Source organism: Arthrobacter sp. WCS2018Hpa-7 (assembly GCF_031843805.1).
GTDB lineage: Bacteria > Actinomycetota > Actinomycetes > Actinomycetales > Micrococcaceae > Arthrobacter.
The window spans coordinates 54,629-76,151 of the sequence record NZ_JAVTJB010000015.1 but is presented as its reverse complement, the minus strand read 5'-3'; the positions used below and the strand labels follow the sequence as shown (position 1 = coordinate 76,151).

The 21,523-nt window shown below is 63.7% G+C and carries 19 protein-coding genes; 7 read left to right on the top strand and 12 right to left on the bottom strand.

Features of this window, described 5'->3' with window-relative positions:
• Positions 1-33: 33 nt before the first annotated feature.
• Positions 34-5,061 (top strand): DEAD/DEAH box helicase, encoded by a 5,028-nt coding sequence (locus tag RQH14_RS15975; protein WP_311214154.1) that lies wholly within the window; start codon positions 34-36, stop codon positions 5,059-5,061.
• The gene (locus RQH14_RS15970) at positions 5,054-5,884 is read left to right on the top strand and encodes a DNA-formamidopyrimidine glycosylase family protein (protein ID WP_311214153.1); all 831 of its coding nucleotides are present in this window, start codon (positions 5,054-5,056) and stop codon (positions 5,882-5,884) included. The genes RQH14_RS15975 and RQH14_RS15970 overlap by 8 nt, the downstream gene beginning before the upstream one ends.
• A gap of 99 nt (positions 5,885-5,983) precedes the next feature.
• On the opposite strand, the gene RQH14_RS15965 is transcribed toward RQH14_RS15970, so the two are convergent.
• The gene (locus tag RQH14_RS15965) at positions 5,984-6,643 is read right to left on the bottom strand and encodes a hypothetical protein (RefSeq protein WP_311214152.1); all 660 of its coding nucleotides are present in this window, start codon (positions 6,641-6,643) and stop codon (positions 5,984-5,986) included.
• Positions 6,644-6,704: 61 nt separating this feature from the next.
• Between RQH14_RS15965 and RQH14_RS15960 the strand changes: the two genes are divergently transcribed.
• Positions 6,705-8,168 (top strand): PLP-dependent aminotransferase family protein, encoded by a 1,464-nt coding sequence (locus RQH14_RS15960; RefSeq protein ID WP_311214151.1) that lies wholly within the window; start codon positions 6,705-6,707, stop codon positions 8,166-8,168.
• On the opposite strand, the gene RQH14_RS15955 is transcribed toward RQH14_RS15960, so the two are convergent.
• Positions 8,165-8,659 carry a DUF4188 domain-containing protein gene (locus tag RQH14_RS15955; RefSeq protein ID WP_311214150.1) on the bottom strand — a complete coding sequence of 165 codons (495 nt, stop codon included), beginning with the start codon at positions 8,657-8,659 and terminating at the stop codon, positions 8,165-8,167. The two genes, RQH14_RS15960 and RQH14_RS15955, sit on opposite strands and share 4 nt — an antisense overlap.
• A gap of 79 nt (positions 8,660-8,738) precedes the next feature.
• On the opposite strand from RQH14_RS15955, the gene RQH14_RS15950 reads away from it, so the two are divergent.
• Positions 8,739-9,314, top strand: coding sequence for a TetR-like C-terminal domain-containing protein (locus RQH14_RS15950; protein ID WP_311214149.1), 576 nt, complete (start codon positions 8,739-8,741; stop codon positions 9,312-9,314).
• A 10-nt stretch (positions 9,315-9,324) separates the two neighbouring features.
• Here RQH14_RS15950 and RQH14_RS15945 read toward each other — a convergent pair whose 3' ends face one another.
• Both RQH14_RS15945 and RQH14_RS15940 read right to left on the bottom strand, forming a co-directional pair.
• Positions 9,325-10,017, bottom strand: coding sequence for an SRPBCC domain-containing protein (locus tag RQH14_RS15945; RefSeq protein WP_311214148.1), 693 nt, complete (start codon positions 10,015-10,017; stop codon positions 9,325-9,327).
• Positions 10,010-10,660 (bottom strand): helix-turn-helix domain-containing protein, encoded by a 651-nt coding sequence (locus RQH14_RS15940; protein WP_311214147.1) that lies wholly within the window; start codon positions 10,658-10,660, stop codon positions 10,010-10,012. Before RQH14_RS15940 ends, RQH14_RS15945 begins: the two co-directional genes overlap by 8 nt.
• A gap of 148 nt (positions 10,661-10,808) precedes the next feature.
• Here RQH14_RS15940 and RQH14_RS15935 point away from each other — a divergent pair, with 148 nt between their 5' ends.
• Together RQH14_RS15935 and RQH14_RS15930 are read left to right on the top strand one after the other, a co-directional pair.
• Positions 10,809-11,738, top strand: coding sequence for a pseudouridine synthase (locus tag RQH14_RS15935; RefSeq protein WP_311214183.1), 930 nt, complete (start codon positions 10,809-10,811; stop codon positions 11,736-11,738).
• Between the two features lie 89 nt (positions 11,739-11,827).
• Positions 11,828-12,484 (top strand): hypothetical protein, encoded by a 657-nt coding sequence (locus RQH14_RS15930; protein WP_311214146.1) that lies wholly within the window; start codon positions 11,828-11,830, stop codon positions 12,482-12,484.
• A gap of 49 nt (positions 12,485-12,533) precedes the next feature.
• Here RQH14_RS15930 and RQH14_RS15925 read toward each other — a convergent pair whose 3' ends face one another.
• A complete protein-coding gene (locus RQH14_RS15925) occupies positions 12,534-13,082 on the bottom strand; it encodes an O-acetyl-ADP-ribose deacetylase (RefSeq protein WP_396136315.1) in 549 nt (182 codons plus the stop codon).
• A gap of 54 nt (positions 13,083-13,136) precedes the next feature.
• Here RQH14_RS15925 and RQH14_RS15920 point away from each other — a divergent pair, with 54 nt between their 5' ends.
• A complete protein-coding gene (locus RQH14_RS15920; protein WP_311214145.1) occupies positions 13,137-13,781 on the top strand; it encodes a VTT domain-containing protein in 645 nt (214 codons plus the stop codon).
• A gap of 31 nt (positions 13,782-13,812) precedes the next feature.
• On the opposite strand, the gene RQH14_RS15915 is transcribed toward RQH14_RS15920, so the two are convergent.
• The 7 genes from RQH14_RS15915 to RQH14_RS15885 all read right to left on the bottom strand — a co-directional run bounded on the left by RQH14_RS15915 (position 13,813) and on the right by RQH14_RS15885 (position 21,511).
• Positions 13,813-14,118: a hypothetical protein gene (locus RQH14_RS15915; protein WP_089593699.1), complete on the bottom strand. Its 306-nt coding sequence runs from the start codon at positions 14,116-14,118 to the stop codon at positions 13,813-13,815.
• A 106-nt stretch (positions 14,119-14,224) separates the two neighbouring features.
• Entirely contained in the window at positions 14,225-17,023 is a 2,799-nt protein-coding gene (gene ppc / locus RQH14_RS15910) for a phosphoenolpyruvate carboxylase (RefSeq protein WP_311214144.1), read from the bottom strand.
• Between the two features lie 131 nt (positions 17,024-17,154).
• On the bottom strand, positions 17,155-17,457 hold the full coding sequence (locus RQH14_RS15905; RefSeq protein WP_311214143.1) for a hypothetical protein: 303 nt from the start codon (positions 17,455-17,457) through the stop codon (positions 17,155-17,157).
• Positions 17,458-17,461: 4 nt separating this feature from the next.
• A complete protein-coding gene (locus RQH14_RS15900) occupies positions 17,462-18,601 on the bottom strand; it encodes a hypothetical protein (RefSeq protein WP_311214142.1) in 1,140 nt (379 codons plus the stop codon).
• Positions 18,598-19,875 (bottom strand): glycosyltransferase family 2 protein, encoded by a 1,278-nt coding sequence (locus RQH14_RS15895; RefSeq protein WP_311214141.1) that lies wholly within the window; start codon positions 19,873-19,875, stop codon positions 18,598-18,600. Before RQH14_RS15895 ends, RQH14_RS15900 begins: the two co-directional genes overlap by 4 nt.
• A complete protein-coding gene (locus RQH14_RS15890) occupies positions 19,872-20,795 on the bottom strand; it encodes an ATP-grasp domain-containing protein (RefSeq protein WP_311214140.1) in 924 nt (307 codons plus the stop codon). Before RQH14_RS15890 ends, RQH14_RS15895 begins: the two co-directional genes overlap by 4 nt.
• On the bottom strand, positions 20,795-21,511 hold the full coding sequence (locus tag RQH14_RS15885; RefSeq protein ID WP_311214139.1) for a PIG-L deacetylase family protein: 717 nt from the start codon (positions 21,509-21,511) through the stop codon (positions 20,795-20,797). Before RQH14_RS15885 ends, RQH14_RS15890 begins: the two co-directional genes overlap by 1 nt.
• Positions 21,512-21,523 lie beyond the last annotated feature (12 nt).

Sequence of the window (21,523 nt, the reverse complement as noted above, 5' to 3'; positions counted from 1 at the left end):
TATTCTGTCGGGGCCGTGGGGCATGATGGAGGAATGCAGGAGCCGCAGGCGTCGGATGGCGCCATCAGCCGTTTCAGCCAGGCAACCAGGGAATGGTTCCTCGGCGCTTTTTCCGAGCCCACCCCCGCGCAGGACGGGGCGTGGAACGCGATCTCGTCAGGTTCGCATGCCTTGGTCGTGGCTCCCACCGGTTCCGGTAAGACCCTCGCAGCTTTTCTGTGGGCGTTGGACCGGCTGCATTCCACCCCGTCGGACACCCTTCCGGGGTTGGAGACTGTCCCTGCCAACGGCAAAGGCCGGGCCAAACGCCCCAAGACCAAAACACGTGTCCTCTATATCTCACCGCTGAAAGCCCTCGGCGTGGACGTTGAGCGGAACCTCCGGGCACCACTGATTGGCATCACCCAGACCGCCAAGCGTTTAGGGCTGCCTGCACCTCTCGTCACGGTCGGTGTCCGTTCAGGAGATACGACGGCGGCAGATCGCCGTACGCTGTTGACCAACCCACCGGACATCCTGATCACCACTCCGGAGTCCCTGTTCCTTATGCTGACCTCCCGTGCCAGGGAGACGCTCAGCGAAGTGGACACCATCATCATCGACGAAGTGCATGCCGTTGCGGGCACCAAGCGCGGGGCACACCTTGCCGTCTCGCTGGAGCGCCTGGATGCATTGCTTCCCAAGCCAGCGCAGCGCATCGGGCTCTCGGCTACCGTCCAACCGCGTGAGTTGGTGGCGCAGTTCCTGGCAGGTCAGGCACCGGTGGAAATCGTGGCTCCGCCGTCCAAGAAAAACTGGAACCTTACCGTCACCGTGCCTGTGGAGGACATGTCAGACCTCCAGGGTGCCGCGGGGGCATTCGATTCGGGCCCGGCGTCGGGACTGCAGCCCCAGGCCTCCATCTGGCCGCATGTGGAGGAACAGATTGTGGATCTGGTCCTCTCCAAACAATCCACCATTGTGTTTGCCAATTCCCGCCGCCTTTCAGAGCGCCTGACGGCACGGCTCAATGAAATCTACGCCGAACGACAATTGATGGCAGTGGGCGGCGGAGAGTGGGCAGCACCGGAGGCAAGCTCCGGCGTTTCGGGGTCCATAGCTCCTGTGTCCACAGCTCCGGCATCCTCAGTGCCGGCGTCCACCGCCACGCCGGCTCACATGATGGCGCAGGCCGGCAGTACCACCGGCGCCGATCCCGTATTAGCCCGCGCCCACCACGGCTCGGTGTCCAAAGACCAGCGAGCCATGATCGAGGACGACCTCAAGTCCGGCAGGCTCCGGTGCGTGGTGGCAACCTCCTCACTGGAACTTGGCATCGATATGGGTGCTGTGGACTTGGTCATCCAGGTGGAGTCTCCACCGTCGGTGGCCAGTGGCCTCCAGCGGGTAGGCCGCGCCGGACACCAAGTGGGCGAGATTTCCGAAGGTGTGCTGTTCCCCAAGCACAGGGCGGATCTCCTGCACACGAGCGTCACGGTGGAACGCATGCTCAGTGGGCAGATTGAGCGGTTGAGCATCCCCACGAATCCCTTGGACATCCTGGCCCAACAGACGGTCGCGGCAACTGCCTTGGGGAGCATCGACGTCGAAGACTGGTTCAGCACCGTCCGGCGTTCTGCACCGTTCGCCAGCCTGCCGCGATCAGCGTTTGAAGCCACCTTGGACCTCTTGGCCGGCCGGTACCCCTCGGACGAGTTCGCCGAGCTCCGGCCACGCATCATCTGGGACCGGCATGCAGGAACCATTGAGGGCAGGCCCGGAGCCCAACGCTTGGCAGTGACCTCCGGTGGCACCATCCCGGACCGGGGATTGTTCGGCGTGTACATCATCGGCACGGAAGTCGAGGGATCAGCTTCCCCCGGCAGCGGTAACGGGAGTGAACCCACTGCCTCGGCCCGCGCGGCCAAGGGCGGCCGCCGTGTGGGTGAACTCGACGAGGAAATGGTGTACGAATCCAGGGTCGGCGATGTCTTTGCGCTGGGCGCCACCAGTTGGAAGATCGAGGACATCACGCACGACCGCGTGCTGGTCTCCCCTGCCTTCGGCCAGCCGGGGAAGCTTCCCTTCTGGAAGGGTGATTCGCTCGGCAGGCCCGTTGACCTGGGCCGGGCCTTGGGCGCGTTTATCCGGGAACTCTCCGCAGCGGACGAGGCTCCCGCCATGGAACGCTGCCAAGCCAGTGGTCTGGATGCCTTCGCGGCAAGCAACCTGCTCCAGTACCTCAGGGAACAGAAGGAAGCCACGGAGATTGTTCCCAGCGACAGAACGCTGGTGGTGGAGCGTTTCCATGACGAGCTGGGCGATTGGCGGGTGGTGCTCCACAGCCCCTTCGGCATGCCCGTCCACGCTCCGTGGGCGCTGGCCGTGGGCCAACGACTCCAACAGCGCTACGGCCTGGATGGGTCCGCGATGGCGGCCGATGATGGCATCGTCCTGCGCGTGCCCATGATGGAGGATGAGCCACCCGGTGCTGAATTGTTCCTCTTCGATCCGGAGGAACTGGAGCAGATCGTCACTACTGAAGTAGGTGGCAGCGCCCTGTTCGCCTCCCGGTTCCGCGAGTGTGCGGCGCGGGCGCTCCTCTTGCCACGCCAAAACCCGGCCAAACGGCAGCCGCTGTGGCAGCAGAGGCAACGCTCGGCCCAATTGCTGGACGTCGCCCGGAAGTACCCGTCCTTTCCCATCGTGCTCGAAACAGTGCGCGAATGTTTGCAGGATGTTTACGATCTGCCCGCGTTGAAAGACATTGCGGCATCCGTGGAGCGCCGTGAGCTCAGGATCGTGGAGACCACAACGCAGCAGCCCTCCCCCTTCGCGAAGTCGCTTTTATTCGGCTATGTGGCCCAATTCCTGTACGAGGGCGACTCCCCCTTGGCAGAACGCAGGGCTGCTGCCCTGGCGTTGGACTCCACTCTCCTCAACGAACTCCTTGGGCGTGTGGAACTGCGCGAGCTCCTCGACGCCGCAGTCATCGATTCCACGGAAAGGGAACTACAGCGGCTGGCCCCGGACCGCCGAGTGCGCGGGATGGAGGGCGTCGCTGACCTGCTCCGGTTGTTGGGTCCGCTCAGCGTTGAAGAAGTGGCGGAACGGCTTCAAGGAGTGGAGACAGCTGAAACAGCGCAGCACACGCTGGAGGAGCATGTCAGCGCAGATCATCCGGACGGCGCCGAACACCTGGACGAAGCTCCGCCGGCCGCGCCATCAGGCACGGTCACCGACGCCGGATCCCACTTGGCTGCCCTGCAGAAAGCCAACCGTGCACTCAAGGTGACCATTGGCGGCGTCGAACGCTTCTCTGCAGTGGAGGATGCCGCGAGACTTCGCGACGCAATCGGCGTTCCCTTGCCTATGGGTGTTCCGTTGGCGTTCATTGAACCGGTCCATGATCCTTTGGGTGACCTCGTCTCCCGGTATGCCCGCACCCACGGGCCCTTCACGGCGTCGGAAGCGGCCTCGAGGTTGGGACTCGGTGTCGCGGTGGTCAACACGGCCCTGAAACGCCTGGCCGGGGACGGCCGGGTGGTGGAGGGAGAGTTCCGTCCACACGCTGTGGCCGAACCCCAACCCACAGCGGAAGGCGCAGATCGCGAGCTCATGACCCTGGACGCCCCGCCGTCCAGCGAGTGGTGCGATGCCGAAGTTCTGCGCAAGCTGCGTCGTCGTTCCCTGGCTGCCCTCCGCGCCGAAGTGGAGCCCGTGGACACTGCCGCTTATGGGCGGTTCCTGCCGGCCTGGCAAAATGTCACCGCACCGGGGAAGTCGCGGAGCCAGGCGTTGCGCGGACTGGACGGCATCATCACGGCCGTGGACCAGCTGTCCGGGGTTCCGATCCCCGCCTCAGCTTGGGAGCCTTTGGTACTGGCAAGCCGGGTGGCGGACTACAAACCCGCCATGCTGGACGAACTGATGGCCGCCGGCGAACTCCTCTGGTCCGGGGCAGGGTCCCTGCCCGGAAACGACGGCTGGATCAGCCTCCACGTGGCCGATTCCGCTGAGCTGACCCTCAGCCCGTCCCCCGAGTTCGAACCCGGCGACGCACAGCAGCGGCTTTTGGAGCACTTCAGCGCAGGCGGTGGCTACTTCTTCCGGCAACTCACGGACGTGGCCGGCGGCATGGACGCAGTGTTAAGTGACGACGCCGTGGTCTCCGCTCTGTGGGACCTGGTCTGGGCCGGCCGGGTGACAGGAGATACGTTCGCCCCGGTGCGCGCCATGATCGCCGGTGGCAAAACCGCCCACCGGCAGGTGGCTAAGGCCCCCAGGGCACGGGCTCCGCGCCTCAGCAGGCTGGGCCGTTCCCATGGGTCAGGTCTGCTGGGCTCGCCTGGGCTTACCGGTGGCCGCTACGGTTCGGTTCCAGGCGGGATTGCAGCTGCACCACCGTCTGCTGTGGGCCGTTGGTCGGCCCTGCCCGCCCCGGAATTGGATCCCACCATCCATGCCCGCGGCACCGCCGAATTGCTGCTGGACAGGTATGGCGTGGTGACCCGCGGTTCGGTCATGGCGGAGAACATCATTGGCGGCTTCGGGCTCATGTACAAAGTGCTTGCCCGGTTGGAGGAGGCAGGCCGGTGCCGCCGCGGCTACTTCATCGAGCATTTGGGAGCTGCCCAGTTCGCGGTCCCCGCAACAGTGGACCGACTGAGATCATTCACCGAGGATGCCCGTATTTCCAAAGCAGAACCGTCGGCGTTGGCATTGGCCGCAACGGATCCAGCCAACCCGTATGGGGCCGCCCTTCCGTGGCCCGCGTTGTCAGTCGACGCCGGGTCCGGGCACCGTCCCGGACGGAAAGCCGGAGCGCTGGTGGTGATGGTCGACGGCGCGTTGGTCCTTTACGTGGAACGCGGCGGCAAGACGCTGCTCACCTTCAACCAAGACGAGGCCGTGCTGACACTGGCAGCCCAGGCGTTGGTGGATGTAGTGCGCCGCGGCGCCGTGGACAAGCTCTTCATGGAGAAGGTCAACGGGCACGACCTCCTCGAAACCCCCATTGCCGTTGCCCTGGCAGCAGCCGGCGCCTACTCCACTCCGAAGGGACTGCGGATCCGTGCCTGAGGGTGATTCCATTTGGCGCGCTGCGTCGCGGCTGAACGAGGCCTTGGCCGGGCAAACCATCACGGCCTCAGACTTCCGTGTGCCCCGCTTCGCCACGCTGAACCTCGCAGGGTGGTCCATGACCGAGGTGGTCCCACGGGGCAAACACCTCCTGATGCGCCTCACGGGCCCAGTGGACGAGGAACCCGGTGCCAGCAAAAGGCCGCGTGCCCTGACCATCCATTCCCACCTGAAGATGGAGGGGAACTGGATGATCTATCCGCCGGGTGGTCGATGGACCAAACCCGGCCACACGGCACGGTGCGTGCTCCGCACAGCCTCGGCCGACGCGGTGGGGTTCTCGCTGGGCATCCTGGAAGTGGTGCCCACCGCCGAGGAAGACAAGATTGTTGGACACTTGGGACCGGACCTCCTCGGCCCTGATTGGGACGAGGAAGAAGCTCTGCGGAGGCTACGGGCTGAGCCGGACATCACCGTGGGTTTCGCCTTGTTGGACCAGCGTAAGCTCGCAGGCATCGGCAATATCTACCGGTGCGAGGCGTGCTTCCTCTCCGGCATCCACCCAACGCTCCCGGTGGGCGAAGTGCCGGATCTGGCCAAGACCATCAACGATGCCAAGCGCCTCCTCGGTGAAAACCTCGGTCCGGGGCGGCGCAGTACTCTTGGTCCCCGCGCCATGAGGCCCGGGTATTGGGTTTACGGCAGGGAACGCCAACCGTGCCGTCGGTGCGGGACCACTGTCCGCCGCGCGCTCCTGGCGGCCCCGGATGGGACTGAGGAACGGGACATCTACTTCTGCCCCCGCTGCCAGCCGGCCCCATAGCCCGTCACAAGCAGTGGGAAAGCGCCAGCGACGCTCAGCACACGGGTGCGCACAGCACACGGGTGCGCACAACCGGCCGCCCGGCTGTGCGCCCCGGATTCACGAGGCAGCTGGCGCTGTCGGTACGGCTTCCACGGGTTCCGTTGCCGGACCGGAAGCCGTGCCGTCCTTTGCCTTGGACACTTCCGGGACCATGAATTTCGGCAGCAGCACTTGCACGATCGGGCCAATGGCCAAGGCGTAGACCACGGTTCCCACGCCTACCGAGCCTCCCAGCAGGAAACCTACGGCAAGGACCACCACTTCGATGCCGGTGCGCACCAGTCGAACCGACCATCCGGTACGGCGGACCAGGCCTGTCATGAGGCCATCGCGGGCGCCGGGGCCGAGCCGTGCTCCGATGTAGCAGGCAGAAGCGATGCCATTGAGGATCACGGCTCCGGCAAGCATGGCGATCTGGCCTCCAAGGTGGGAGAACTCCGGAATGAGCCACAGACCGAGGTCGGCAAAGAGTCCCACGAGCACCGCGTTGGCGATGGTTCCGATCCCCGGCATTTGCCGCAACGGAATCCAGAGGAGCAGGACAAGGAAGCTGACCGCGATGACCACAACGCCAATGCTGAGGCCAGTCTTCTGGGACACGCCTTGGTGGAACACGTCCCAGGGGTCCAAGCCAAGGCCGGCCCGGATGAACATGGCCAGGGAGATGCCATACATCGCGAGGCCAATCAGGAGTTGTGTGATTCTTCGGGTCATCATGATGTCCATCATCCAAGAGAACTGGCCTTGTATTCCATAGCCAGTTTGGAATACTGGTCTTATGTCCGGCTCATTGAATCCCACTGCACTCGTCCGCCTCCTGGGCTCCTGGAACTCCGGCGCCCTGCCCGCCTACCGGGAGTTGGCCGACGTCGTGCGATTGCTGGTGATGGATGGGCGCATCCCACTGGACGTCGCGCTGCCGAGCGAACGCGCGCTGGCCCAAACACTCGGCCTCAGCCGCACTACCGTCACCGCCGCGTACGCGAGCCTGCGCGAGCAGGGTTTCCTCACTGCCGGGCAGGGCAGCCGCGGCAGGACCTGCATCCCGCACCGCACGGCGCCAGTCAGTGCACCGGGCCTTGCTGTTCCGGACGGGCTGCTGGACCTGGCCTATGCGTCGCTTCCCGCCGCCGGAGAAGTGGTGCACAGGGCATTCGCGGAGGCACTGACCGAACTGCCTGCACTCTTGCCGGGCTTCGGGTACGACGCTGTGGGCGTACCCGCCCTGCGTGAAGCCATCGCGGAAAAATACACCGCCGAGGGCGCGCCCACCACAGCCGGCCAGATCCTGATCACCTCCGGCGCCCAGCATGCCCTCAATATCGTGTTGCGGACGCTCGCCGGAAAGCAGGACCGGGTCATGGTGGAACACCCCACTTATCCCAACGCGCTGGACGCCATCCGCTCCGCCGGCTGCAAACCGCTGCCAGTTGCGCTGCCCGTAATACAGTCGAGTACCTCTCCGGCCTGGGACATCGACGCGATGGTCGCCACCATGAACCACCAGCGACCCGCCATGGCCTATCTCGTGCCGGACTTCCACAATCCAACAGGGCGCATCATGTCGGATCTGCAGCGGCGGCGTTTGGTGCGCGCGGCAACTGCGTCCGGGACCGTACTGGTAGTGGATGAGACGCTGCGCGGGTTGAATCTCGACGGCGTCCGCACGGCTCCGATGTCGTCCTTCAGTCCTTCGGTGGTGTCCATTGGGTCGCTGAGCAAATCCCATTGGGCAGGCCTCAGGACCGGGTGGATCCGGGCAGACGAAGCCCTGATTGCCCGTTTTGTTGCTACGAGGACCGTCATGGATTTGGGCGGCCCCGTGGTGGAGCAGCTGGCGGCCGCGCGCCTGATCAGGTCATTCTCAGAGCCATTGGCCGCCCGATTGGAGGAGCTGAGGCACAACCGGGAAGCGCTGTTGGGACTGCTTGCGCAGCACCTGCCGGACTGGGAGGTGGAGCGACCACAGGGTGGACTCACCGTTTGGTGCCGGCTCCCCTCACCGTGCAGCACAGCGCTGACAGTGCTCGCACCGGACTTCGGGCTCCGCTTGGCCGCCGGTCCCCGCTTTGGTGTGGGCGGAGCGTTCGAGCACTACCTGCGTGTGCCCTACACGTTGCCGCCCGCGCAGTTGGAGTTCGCCGTCGGAGCGCTCCGCGCCGCCCAGGACACGCTCGACGCCGCACCCCACCTGCGCCGCACCCTCAAGGCCGAGCGGCCCGCCGTCGTCGCGGTTGCCTAAGCCGCCGCACTCCGCGTCCCGCCCATGCGCTGCTTCGCCGTGTTGCTGCCGGGGCCCACTGGGACATGCGAGGTTGCCTTGGCCAGTCCGAACAGCGTCATTCCGTTGTAAACCACTTCAATGCCCGACGCCGGAACCTGGTACGTTTCGTGCCACACGCCAACGTCCCCGCTGCCCGCAATCTCCTTCATGAATTTCCGCCACGGCCCCAGATGCGGCGAATTCTTGTCAGCAGCAAATTTGCGAAGATGCTCTGGGCTTTCCCAGTAACTGAGCAGCACGGTGGTCCGCCCGAACCACTGCTCACTGCCGAGTAGTCCAGCTTCGGGGTTCGCAGCGAGGTGCCGCATCATGGTGGGCATGGCCGAGGCAACCTTCGCCACTCGGCCCATCTTCCACCACCGGTTGGCGCGCATCCCGATGAGGAAAACGGTCACGGTGTCGCGCCCGATGTCCGCCGTGAAGCGACCGGGGAAAATCTCCTGTGCCATGTGAATCCTTCCTGACTGCGGTCTCGACTTCGAGTTTCGTAACGTTGTTATGAAACAATGTTATGAAACACTTGAAGGCATGGCAAGACCCATCGTTCATGATCAACATGTTCAGCAACGCCTCTTGGCCGTCACCGCAGACCTCGTGGACCGCGAAGGACCTGCCCGCGTCACCCTTCGGGACGTCGCCGCCGCGGCAGAGACCTCCACCACGGCCATTTACTCCCTGTTCGGCGGCAAAGCGCAACTGCTGACGGCCGCCGTCGACGACGGCTTTCGCTCCTTCGGCGAGTCCCAAAAGGAAGCCGCCAAGGGCGGACTGCTGGAGCTTGGGCGCGCCTACCGGGTGTGGGCCTTGGAGCATCCAGCGTTGTACCGGCTCATGTTCGGCGGCGCGCTGGCTGCCTACGTTGACTGCAGCCCGACGCCGGACGTCGCCTCGGATTCCATGCTCCCCTTGGTGGAGGCGGTGGTGGCTGCCCAGTCAACCGGCGTGCTCCGCAACGACGATCCCACCATGGTGGCGATGGCGATTTGGGGCCAGGTCCACGGACTGGTCAGCCTAGAGTTGGCGCAAATGAATGACCCCGCCACGGACTGGGCACGATTCTACGAGGCGGCCCTGGACTCCGTAGCCCGGGCCTGGGCCGCCTAGCCGGTTTCGCTTACGCGTAGACCTTCTCCAGGAATGCGCCCCAGGTCTTGGTCGTGAGCTCCGAGTCGCCGGAGCCGCTGAAATCGTGCACGGTCATGCCCACCGGAGCGCCGAAAGCATTCCGACCGAAGAAGCGGTAAAGGGTGTCGCCGGTCCGCAGTCCCAGGAAGTTCTCGTTGGAGAAGTCCACTTCGCCACTGAGCCGCCCCACGCCGTCGGCGTCCAGGTCGAATCGCGAACCGGCAGCAACATCCTCCACGCCCAGTGCCTTCTTCAGCTGCAGGAAACCGCCAGGGGTCTGTGAAGAGGCCGGCGCCTGGATGTCGGTGAACACTACGGGCTTGCCGTCGAAGTACTGCAGGTACTGACCCAGCGTGTGCAGGTAGAACTCCGTATGCTTGCTGGCACCGTCGTACTGCTCGTCCCAGTTATCGGCGAAAATGCCGCTGTGGACATAGTGCAGCTTGGCACGGCCACCTTCGAGAGGCTCCAGGACGTGCTCCAACTGGTTGAACCAGCCGTCCGGGCCATCCATCCGTGACACCAAGTGCGCGGGATATTCCTGGACGGTTTTTACGTCCGGCCACTGATCCGTGGGGAACATCCACGCGGGAGTGTCCTTGGTAACAGCCTCCCACACGCGCTCCGGGGTTCCGGGCAGTTCGGCGTCCGCCACAATTTCGAATTTCCGGTTGTCAGTCATTGCTTTGGTCCTTTTCTGCTGTTTGATCTGTTGAGTGCTCTTGTTGCGGGGGCGTCTTGAGTGCGGGGTGAAGCACGACGACGAGCCGGTGCTTGCGCGCCCCGCCCGCCTCCGCGGCAGCACCGCCGTCGTGGTACTTATCCACCAGTTGGGTCACCGCCACGCCCAGCTCTTCGGCGAACGCTGCGCGTTCCGCCGCGGAGCGGAACGTGATCTCGCCGTCGATCGCGAAGCTGGCCAACTTCTTCTTCGCTGCAGCGGCGCCGGAGATGAGCTTGCCCATTTCCTGCACGGTGCGCGAGGCAAGGGAGAGAAGCCAAAACGCGGAGAAGCGGTCTGCGAAGCGTCGTGGGTCCGGGGCCACCGATGCCAAGGCGACGGGCGAGATCAGGTAGGAGGCCGCCGTCGCACGCACCACGCGCTCGGTGACGTTGCCTTTTCGCCGCTCTTCCACCAGCTCAACCAGCCCGTGCCGTTCGAGGGCTTTGAGGTGATAATTCACTTTTTGCCGCGGCAAACCGACCCTGAGGGCCAACTGTGTGGCGGACGCGGGCTCGGCGAGCTCGTGGAGGATGCGGGTGCGGATCGGGTCCAGCGACGCTTCCGCCGCGGCCGGGTCCTCGATCACTTCGATGTCCAACATGCTTCAAGCATGGTCACCGACAACTTTTCTTGTCAAGAACTTTTTTATCGTCGGTTGGTTCCGTTGTGAGGCCCGCTCTGCGTGCCTCGCGCGCGAATCAGGGCGCACAGCGGGCCCCACAACTCAACGCCAGTAGAATTGTCCGGTGATGCAATCCCCCCTCCCCGTGCGCGACGGCGTGAACGCGACCCGTCTGCGCCTCCCGGACGAGGGCCCGTGGACCACCGCCATGGACTACATGATGCACCGCTGGGGACACATCGATCCTCAGGGTATTGAGGACCGGTTCGACGCCGGCGAGATCGTGGGTGAAGGCGGTGTTCCCCTCGATCGCAGCACCAAACTGAAGGACCACACCTTCATTTGGTACTACCGCACTCTCCCGCCCGAGACGCGGCTGCCCGTGGAAATCACTATCCTTCACCAAGACGAGCACATCCTGGTGGTGGATAAGCCGCACTTCCTCCCCACCACTCCCGGCGGCACCTACATCCAGGAATCCGCGCTGGTCCGGCTCCGGAACCTCCTGAACCTCCCGGACCTCATCCCCATGCACCGCCTGGACCGCATGACAGCCGGCCTGCTGCTGCTCTCCACCAACCCGGAAACGCGCGGCAACTACCAGGTGCTTTTCGAGAAGCGCCAGGTCCAGAAGGAATACGAGTGCGTGTCCGCCGCGACGCCCGCCGCAGGCTTTCCCGCCGTCGAGTTCCCCGCCGTGGTCCGCAACCGCATGACCAAGTCCCGAAGCTACCTGCTCGCCGAAGTGATCGACGGTGAACCGAACGCCGAAACGCGGATCGAACAAACAACAACGTTCGACGCCGGCACCCACCAGCGCGCGCTGTACCGGCTGGAACCCCACACCGGAAAAACCCATCAACTTCGCGTCCACATGGCATCGTTGGGGCTGGGAATCATCAATGATGCCTTCTACCCGGACCTGCTGGACAAGGCCCCGGATGACTACAGCAAGCCGCTCCAACTCCTTGCCCGCGGCATCCGGTTTGTTGACCCCATCACCAAACAACCCGTGGAGTACCGCAGCCAGTTGGAGCTCAGCCTAGCCCACGCCTGAGTACCCGGCGGGAGCCTTTCACGGCACCTGTTTCGCACGGCTCAGCGCAGGACTACCATGAGGATTCTGGGTCTTCTCCGGGAGCTGTGATGGACAATTTGGTGGAAATACCAGGCGACAGGACTGCTGCGGTCTTTGCGTACTCCGCTGCCGCAGTGGGAGTGACCGGCGTCGTGACCCTCGCAGCCATGTACGCCGTGGAAGTGCCCAGGGGTGGACCTTTCGTTTTCGGAACCATCAACGACGCTACGGGCGCAGTCTTCAACATCCTTGTCATTCCTGTGATCCTCCAGGTCCACAAGCGCCTTCCGAAAGCACCGTGGACCGAACCGTTGAAATGGATCACTGTGGCAGCCTGCGCAGCCGGTGCCGCCAGTTCCGCCCTCTTGGTGCTCAAGGTCCTGGCGTTCGAGCCATCCACCGCAGTGTCCGTCGCTGCGATCACCACCCAGGCTGCTTGGTTCCTCACAGCGAATAACAAGCTGCGTACCGTGGAAGGTTACCCGCTCGGACTGGCCAGGCTTGGCCGGTTCATTGGAGGGGCACTGGTCATCGGACTTCCGGTGGCAGGTCTGGGCTTCCTGATTCCCGGTCCGGAATGGCTGAGGTTCGCGATCATGGGCGCTGGCGTCCTGGCAGGGGCATCCGCGTGGATCGCCTGGCCGTATTGGTACTTCAAAGCGGGCAAGTTCCTGGGCCACAAGCGTGCTGCAGAAGTCCCCGGGAGCGCGCCTGCAGCAGCGTAAAGGCAGGGTCTGCCGTTCGCCGGTTCAGTCGTCGGACCCTGGTCAGGAATCAAACCCCGGCGAGGAACCGAACACCGTCCGGAAGACCGCCGTCGTATCCTCCGAGTACCACGAACTCCACTACCTCAAGCGGGCTGTCCGCAGCCGCACCTGCTGAAGCCGACGACGAAAACGACCTCACGGCGTCGAACGCTACCTCGGCAACCTGACGGGCGTCCCATCCGTAAATTCCCGCGCTGATCGCAGGGAAGGCGACCGTCCTGGCACCAAGCCCGGCCGCCACCCTCAGGCTTTCGTGGAAACACGAGGCGAGCAGCGCCGGATCCGTCTGCCCGGCATGCCTGTTGGGCCCCACCGTATGCACCACCCACTGGGCGGGAAGCCCGAACCCGGGGGTCGCGACGGCAGCGCCCACCGGCAGCCCGTCCGGCAAGGCCGTCCGCCTCACCTCGCGACATGCCTTGAGGAGTTCCGGGCCAGCTGCCCTGTGGATGGCCCCGTCCACTCCCCCTCCACCGAGCAGAGACGAGTTGGCGGCGTTGACGATCGCGTCCACCGGGCGGGTGGTGATGTCCCCCTTCAAAATGTCGATTCTCATGGCGCCAGTCTCGCGCCGGAGCGGCGGATGCGGCAAGTGCGGTACCTTGTGCCCATGGACATCACCGCCCCGGAGACGTGGGGATCCGCGATTTATCTGTGGATCGTCCCCATTGTGCTGGGCGACGCCATCTTCCCGCCCATCCCCTCGGAAATGGTGGTGATCACCGGCGGCGCCCTCGCTGCCGACGGCCACGCCAACTTCTGGCTGATTCTCTTCCTCGCCGCTTTCGCATCCTGGCTCGGCGACATGGCGGTTTTTGTCCTGTTCAAACGGCGCATCAGCCATGTCCTGGACCGGTGGTCGTGGGGCCGCCGGGTCCATCGCGGCATACACGAAGCCATCGCCAAAGCCGGACGTTCCTCCACTTACGGCGCCATTATCGGCGCACGATTCATCCCCGGAGGCAGGCTCGCAACGTCCTCGGCAGCGGGCATCGCCAACGTGTCCGTCCGCGGTTTCAGCCTCTGCGCCGGCTTGGGCGCGGTCCTCTGGGCGGTCTGGCAAGTGGGCCTTGGCTACTTCACTGGCTCCACCACCAAGCTGCCGTTTTGGGCCAGTTCCCTCATCGGCGTGGGCGTCGGCCTGGTGATCGGCGTGGTGGTCGGGCTGATCGTCACGCGGCGCCGTGGCAGCCGCTCACCCGTTGACGAGCCCTACGACGCCGATAAGCCCGGCGACGTACCCCAGCCAGAGTAACTTCCTTGACGCAGGTCGGCGACCAGCGTCGTCAGACCGGGGACCAGCGTCCGCGGCTGCGGCGCAGTACGTACAGGCTGCCCGTGATGGCCACGCGTTCGACGGCGTCGCGCATCATGGCTGCCGACGTCCGGGCTTCGTCGTTCTCACCGGAATAATCGCGGTCACCCACTGTGAAGCGCAGGCTGATTTGGGGGACGCCGCCCACGATATCCAGCTGGTTCGATTCCACGTGGTGGCGGGTTTCCAAGGCTTCCACCGCTGCGGCCATCACTGACTCAGGCGCATTTCCCGGTTTGAGGCCAGTGATCTTCAACTTGGTTTGGAACGACGGCATCCCACCACCCTAACCGTCTCTCACGTCCCGCGCCCTCGGGCGGATCCCTCTCTCACCAAGTGAGAGAGGGATCCTTGAAACCCCGAGGGATGTGAGTGGGCGTTTGCTAGCCGGTGTTGCGCAGGCCCGCGGCCACGCCGTTGACCGTGATGAGCATGGCCCGCTGCAGCCGCTCGTCGATCTCGGCTCCGGACACGGACTCTTCGCGCACGCGGCGGAGCAGCTCCACCTGAAGGTAGCTGATCGGATCCAAGTACTGGTCGCGGATCTCCAGCGACCGCTTGAGGGTCGGCTGGGCATCGAGGAGTTCGATCTCGCCGGTCAGACGCTCGATTTCGGCCACGGTGAGCTCATACTCGTCACGGATCATGTGGAACAGGCGGTGCAGTCCCTCCGGGACCAGCGAGGAAACGTAGTGCCCGGCAATTTCCATGTCAGTCTTTGCCAACGTCATTTCCACGTTGGAGATCACCGAGCGGAAGAAGTGCCAGCGGTCCATCATTTCGACGAGCTGGTCCGTGTTGCCTGCCTCGCGGGCAGCCTTCAGGCCCGAGCCCACGCCGAACCACCCCGGAACGATTTGCCGGGACTGGGTCCAGCCAAAGACCCACGGAATGGCACGAAGACCGCCGAGGCCTGCACCGGAGTCCGGGCGTTTGGACGGGCGCGATCCAATGTTCAACGAACCCAGCTGCTCCACCGGGGTGGAGGCGAGGAAGTAGGCCGGCAACTCAGGATCATCGATCAGTGTGCGGTAGCGGTCGAAGGCTGCGTCGGAGATGGTTTCCATGACGTTCGCGTAGCGTTCGCGCTCGTCCTCGGACGTACGTGGGGTACGGTGCAGGGCCGAGCCTTGCATGACGGCGGCGAGGGAGAGCTCAAGATTTTCGCGCGCCAGTTCGGGCAGGGAGTACTTGTCCGAAATGACCTCACCTTGCTCGGTGAACTTGATCTCACCTTCAAGGACACCATTCGGCTGCGCCATGATGGCGTCGTATGTCGGTCCGCCGCCGCGGCCCACGGAACCACCGCGGCCATGGAACAAGCGGACGCGGACGCCGTGTTTGGCCGCAACATCGCGCAGTTTGCGCTGGGTTTTGTGGATCTCCCATTGGCTGGTCATCACACCGGATTCCTTGTTGGAATCGGAGTAACCCAGCATGACCTCCTGGACGTCGCCGCGGAGACGGACAAGTTCCCGGTATGACGGATCGGACAACAACTGGTCCACGATCTCAGCGGAAGCGCGCAGCTCTTCCACGGTTTCCAGCAGCGGGGCAAAGCCAATCTTGGCGTGCGGCTTGGCGCCGAAGAGGTCAATCAAGCCTGCCTCGCGGGCCAGGACCGCAGCGGCCAAGACATCATCGGCACCACGGGTCATGGAGATGATGTAGGTCTCCACGACGTCCGGCCCATAAGTGTGCAGTGCCTGCCTGATGCTGCGGAAGACGTCGTACGTACCGTCGGCAGTGCCCTCGAGCTTGATGGGATGCCCTGAAAGGGGGCGGTGCGACGCCAGTTCAGCTCCGAGGAACGTGAAGCGCTCCTCACGGCTCAGGCCGCTGTAGGGCTTCTCCGTGCCGAGCCGGTCCACAAGCTGTCCAACAGCATCGTGGTGGTAATCGGCGTGCTCGCGGATGTCCAGTGTTGCCAGATGCAGGCCGAAGGCAGCTATTGCCCGGCGAACACGGGCCAGCGCGCCGTCTGCCACCAGCGCGGCCGAATGGTTGCGCAGCGAATCCTCGAGCAGACCGAACTCGGCCAGTAACTCGGACGTGGTGGCGTAGTCGCGGCCGGGTTCGTGATACGTCGAGGCCGAAACGCGGCGACCGGTGTTGATGAGCTTGGCCTTGATGCACGTCAGCTTGAGTCTGTACGGCTCCTGAGCGTTCAGTTCAAGGATGCGCTTGTCCAGCCCCGGGAGGTTCTTGAGGTCCTTTGCGATGGAGTCCAGCAGCACCTGATCGGCCCCAAAAAGTGCCGTGGAGTTGGAGAGCACCGATATGAGTTCGTCGATTAGGGCGATGCTGATGCGCACGGCGTTCTGGTTCTGCAGCTGCAGGATCTCCCGGGTAACAGCAGCCGTGACGTTGGGGTTGCCGTCACGGTCACCACCGATCCACGAACCGAACCGCAGCGGCGCGGCGGCGGCAGGAAGAGTGACACCGTGCTCGGCCAGCAGCTCCGAGAGGTCCGTCAGCATTTCCGGCATGGCGTCGGTCAGGATGCTGTTCAAGTAGTAGATGGCATTTCTTGCCTCGTCCACGGGCGTGGGGCGGACTTGGCGCAACTCATCGGTCTGCCACATCTGGTCGATGATTTCGGCAAGCTGCCGGTCCTGTCGACGACGCGTGGACGTTCCTTCCGCCGTGGGCTCGGCAAGGACATCGGAGAGTTTGCGGACTTTGTCCAGCACGGAACGGCGTGAAGCTTCCGTGGGGTGTGCCGTGAAAATGGGGCGGACATCGAGTTCGTTGATCACGTCCTGCAGGACCTGGGGACCCGCTTGGCCCGCGATCTCGGAAACGGCTTTGGCCAACCAGCCGTCTTTTTCCTGCCGGGTGCGAAGGCCACGGACACGGTGGACCTGTTCCGCCGCATTGGTGAGGTGGAAGTAGAACGCAAAGGCCCGCACCAGGTCCGTCGCCTGGTCCAGTGGCAGGGAGGCGAGTAACTCGCGGACCTGGGCTACGACGTCGTGCGCGCTCCAAGGGCCGGTGGCATCAGCACCGCCGCGCGCGGCTTCCTTTGACTCCTTGGTCAGCAGGCGAACCTGCTCCACGAGGTCAAGCAGTTCCGGACCGTGTTGGCGAACCAATGATTCACCCAGAAGGGTGGAAACGCGGCGCACGTCGGCGCGCAATTCGGCAGCGAGATCGGTGTCTTGAGGGGCAGTGTGAACCATGGATGCATACCTTCGGGATCTGGTTTTGGCCCGTACACTGCGCTGGATACTGTGAGCCGGATTACTAGGGTTTCCTACGGGATCTTACCCGCCCCGAACTCGACCCATGGAATGCGTCTCAGATTCTGGCATCACGCGGTGGGGTCGCCCCTCCCGGGCAGGACCACCTTGCCGCTCATGAGCTCGTCGTGCGGCAGGCCGGGCCCAGCGGAGAGTTTTTCGTGCCGGCGCTGGCGCATCTCTTCAATCGCCGCAGCCGCCTCAACCCTGGTAGGCGCACCGGTCGCGGGTTCAATCATGGACAGGACACTCCCCAGGGTCCCTGTTGCCCCCTTCGCTCGAACACCCCGTTGAACAAGCCGCGTGCCTGCCCAAATGGAGCCGAGTATCAGGGCACCACTGATGACGATTGCAACCACTGTTTCCATCCCCATGCGGTCAGCGTACTCCTCGGGGAATCGGCTCAACAGTCCGCACCTCCCCGGCCCAGGCCTTCCTCAGTTCCTCCCAGTGCTGGTCCTCCATGAGGCTGGCAGGCGTCACGGATACTGACGACGCACCGCCGAGCGCAGCCTCCCGCAATGCTGTACCGAATTCTCCAGCCGATATCCGGCCCTCATTGGACCAAAGTCCCACCGACAAGGACATGCGGGAGCCCCCGCGACGGTTCATGGATTCAGCCAGTTCCCTGGTCTTCGGTGACCGTTCGCTGTTGAGCCCCACATACTCCCACACGTGAAGCCGGTCCACCTGCTTGAGCAGGAGATCGTAGTCATGTCCGCTGTCCGCCCGGTTCCCGGACGGTGAATCGCGCGGCGAGCGCACGTCCATGTCCAGATTGACACCATAGGGTTCGACGGCGGCACCCACCTTGCGGACGATGTCCGCCATGGCTTCGCTGCGCCAGGTATTGATACGTGGGTCTGAAGCATCGATGGATCCGTCGCCGTTTCGGGGCCAGTCCGTCGAGCCGGTGGTGACTTTGAAGTCCTGAAGATCGTTGCCGCCGAAAGTGAAGTCGTCGAACATGAGCTCTGTGAGGTTCACGGCCGAGGGCTTGTACTTTTTGGCGACAGCAGCGGCGAGTGAAGCCAGCCGGGTACCGGCCTTGCCGTGCCTCAATGACCACACACCCGCAAAGGAATCGGATGCCACCCCGTCGATGCTCCGCCCGGCAAGGGCAGGTTCTTCCTTCAGCGCGCGGTCCAACAAGACGTCGATGGTCAGGATGACAGCGCGCTTGCTCCCGTCATCCGCGGTCTCCAGCGCTGCGATGGACTCTGCCACGAAGTCCCGTCCTGACCGGGCAACCTCGCTGGCTTCCGCCCCGGCTTGGTCCGGCCACGGGAAAGCTGTCCAATCGGTGCGTCCAACGGAAATGGACACCGCCGTTGCATTCACTGAATTCAACCGTTCTGAGAGTTTCGCAAGGTAGCCGGGCTCACTGTTCACCACGTCCTCAAAGCCCAGGTTGACCATCCGGTCCGCAGGCTTCCGAAGTGGTTCTCCGGCGCAGGAGACCATGGTCAGGGTCGAGGCCAGGACGGCGCCTGCAATGGCTGAGGTTACGCGGTTCAAGCGCTCACCTCTTTCCGGAGTTTCCCCTCGGCAGCAATCACGCTGATGACACCGGTCCGTTGCAACTTGTTCCATTTGGCCGGGGTGCCACGGATCTCCTTGACGATTGCGCTGGTCAAAGCCAGTCCAACGAACACTGAATAGAAGGGCCATAACGGCAGAGTCCACAGGAATCGCAGATCCTGCCATGAACGGTTAAGACCAATGGAAAAACACACCAAGGCCAGAGACACGAAAAGGCCCAACCAGCCAAGAATCGCGAAGACCTGGCCCGGCACCGGACCTGCACCTGCTAAATAGAGGAAGGGCAGGACCGCCAAGATGGCCAGTTGCAGCACGGGGATCACCACCATGGTGATGGCGTTGAACACCAGGAACATGCCAAACAGCCCGTAACGACGCCGCCCGAGCATCCCGGTGTGCATCCGGAGTGTTTGCAGCAACCCGCGCGACCACCGCACGCGCTGGCGCCATAGTCCGCCCATGGTGGAGGGCGACTCAGCGTAGACCAAGGCGCTGGGCTGGAATCGAACCCGGTAGCCGGCCTTGTAGACCCTCCACGTCAGTTCGAGGTCTTCACCAAGGGTGTCCTCGTGGAATCCGCCCAGTTGCCCCACAAGGTCGCTACGAAAGGCACCGATGTTCCCGGAAACAATGGGCAAGCAGTGCAACAAAGAAAGGGCCCTGCGGACAAGGCCCGTGCCTACGTGGCTCAGGACTGCGAGCATCATGGTTTGGACGCGGTTCAGGTTCACGGGCCGGTCATCACCGCACACCGCTCCCACTTTTGGATGGTCGAAACCTTCGAGCATGTTCATGAGCGTGTCCGGAGCAAAGATTCCGTCAGCGTCAACGAACATCAGGATGTCACCGTGGGCTGCGGTGATCCCACAGTTCAGGGCGGCACCTTTCCCGGCGTTCGTCTGCGACAGGAAGCGCACCCTGTCATACTGGTCCGCCAGTCCCCCCATAATGCGTGCGGTGGAATCGGTGGAGCCGTCGTCCACCAGAATGACCTCGAGCCGGAGATACCTGCTCGCAAGGATCGACTCGACGCATTTGGTGATGACCACGGCTTCGTTGTAGCCGGGGACGATCACAGATACCAAGGGCCGCTGGCTGATAACCGAGTAGCGATGCTTTGGAGGTTTGGAGCGGTGGAACCAGTTGAAATACAAGGCCAGTGGAACGTAGGCGACCTTGACCATGCCGAAGCTCAGGATCACCAAGCCTCCGACCTGGACGAACACTATGGCTGCGTCAAGCAAACTCACACAGCCCGTCCCAGGATCATCCCGCGGACATGACTCTGCAGGACCCGCTCCAGGAGTTCGGGGGCGTAGGCGCTGTTGGCACCGAACCTGGCGTTGACCTCCAGAACTACCGGCCTTCCGTCCAACATTCGGCGGACGTCAACGTCGACGGGACCGGCCAGTCCCAGTGCGGCGGAGGCTGCTTCCGCCATCCGGGCGACGTCGGGAGCCTCCTGCGTATCCACTCTCCTGACCGAGAGCGCGTTGCCGACGCGACCGTGTTTGAGCGCTGTCTTCTCCAGAACCACCACAAGATCGTCCTGCTCCGACTCATGCCAGGACCGGAAAACCACAGGCGCATACTCTGTGCCCGGCGCAAACCGCTGCACGATCCAGGAATCATCCAATGAGGACCATATGCGCGCGGCCCTTCTTCCGCCGTCGGCGGCCCTTTCCAGGATCTGGACTCCACGTCCACCCCTCGATACCCGGGGTTTGACTACCAAAGATCCGCCAAGCCTGGCCATTGCCTCATTGATTGAGCTGAAATCCCCCGGCAACGCGAAATCCGGAACATCCACGTTGGCGTTGGCAAGGCACTTCATGGTGAGGTATTTGTCATTCGCAATCCGAACGGGTGCCGGGTCCGCGATCAGGATCTCGACTCCCCGAGCAAAATCGGTGCTGGCCTCGGCCATCAAAACCAGCTCGTCGCTGACGGTTGGCACCACCAGTTCTATCTCATGGGCGGCTACGAGTCCGCGAAGTTCCCATAAGTAGCCCGGTGCGCTGGAGGGAGACACCACAGACACAGCGTCTGCCGCCGAAGCGTGCACCTGGTTCATATCGACGCCCAGAACCCAATGTCCTTGGCCCACCAATTGACGTGCCAAGGAAGACCCTGCCGGCCCGCCAACACCTGTCACCAGCACGCGTACCATCAGAACTCTCCTACGGCAGAGCCGAGCAATCGAACAGGTTCAAAACCTTCTGCATAAGTGGTCTTGACTTGTGAGCCCCGGAAGGCCGCGAGACTGCGGACCCTTTCAGCGCTCATGTACGGCTTGCCCTTTTGATTTCGGTGCATGCCCACGGCATGGATTTTTACGTCCACATACCCGGCGATGTCGACGAAAACGCTGGGATCAAACTGTCGGGTGGATGATGGACTCTCAAAGCACAAGATGGAGGAATGCCGCCGCGCCGCCCGCATGGTGGCACTGTGAACTGCTTGGTGGTCCTGGTGATAGTCATTGCGGGAATGCGTGATGACGACGTCCGGACGGAAGTCCTCAATGGCTTCCTCGATCGCTTTCACCATCTCCTGCCCATGCTCGGACAGGTTGGTGTCCTGGAAATGGTGGACCCTAACTGCGGTGGCGCCCATGAAGTCCGAGCCTGCAGCAGCCTCCGTTGCCCGGACACTGCTGTCTCCGCCCTTGCCCCCGCCACTCATCACCATGGTCCTGACGTCATGGCCGGCATCGGACAACTTGGCGAGAGTGGCACCACAGGCCAATTCGAGATCATCAGGGTGCGCACCGATGGCGAGCACCCTTCGAGGCTGGGAAGCCACCCTGTGGCGGATCCGGAACACCGGCGCAACAAGGCACGCAACGATCAGCCCCGCGGCAGCAAGCCCTACCACAGAATTCATCCAGGAAGGATG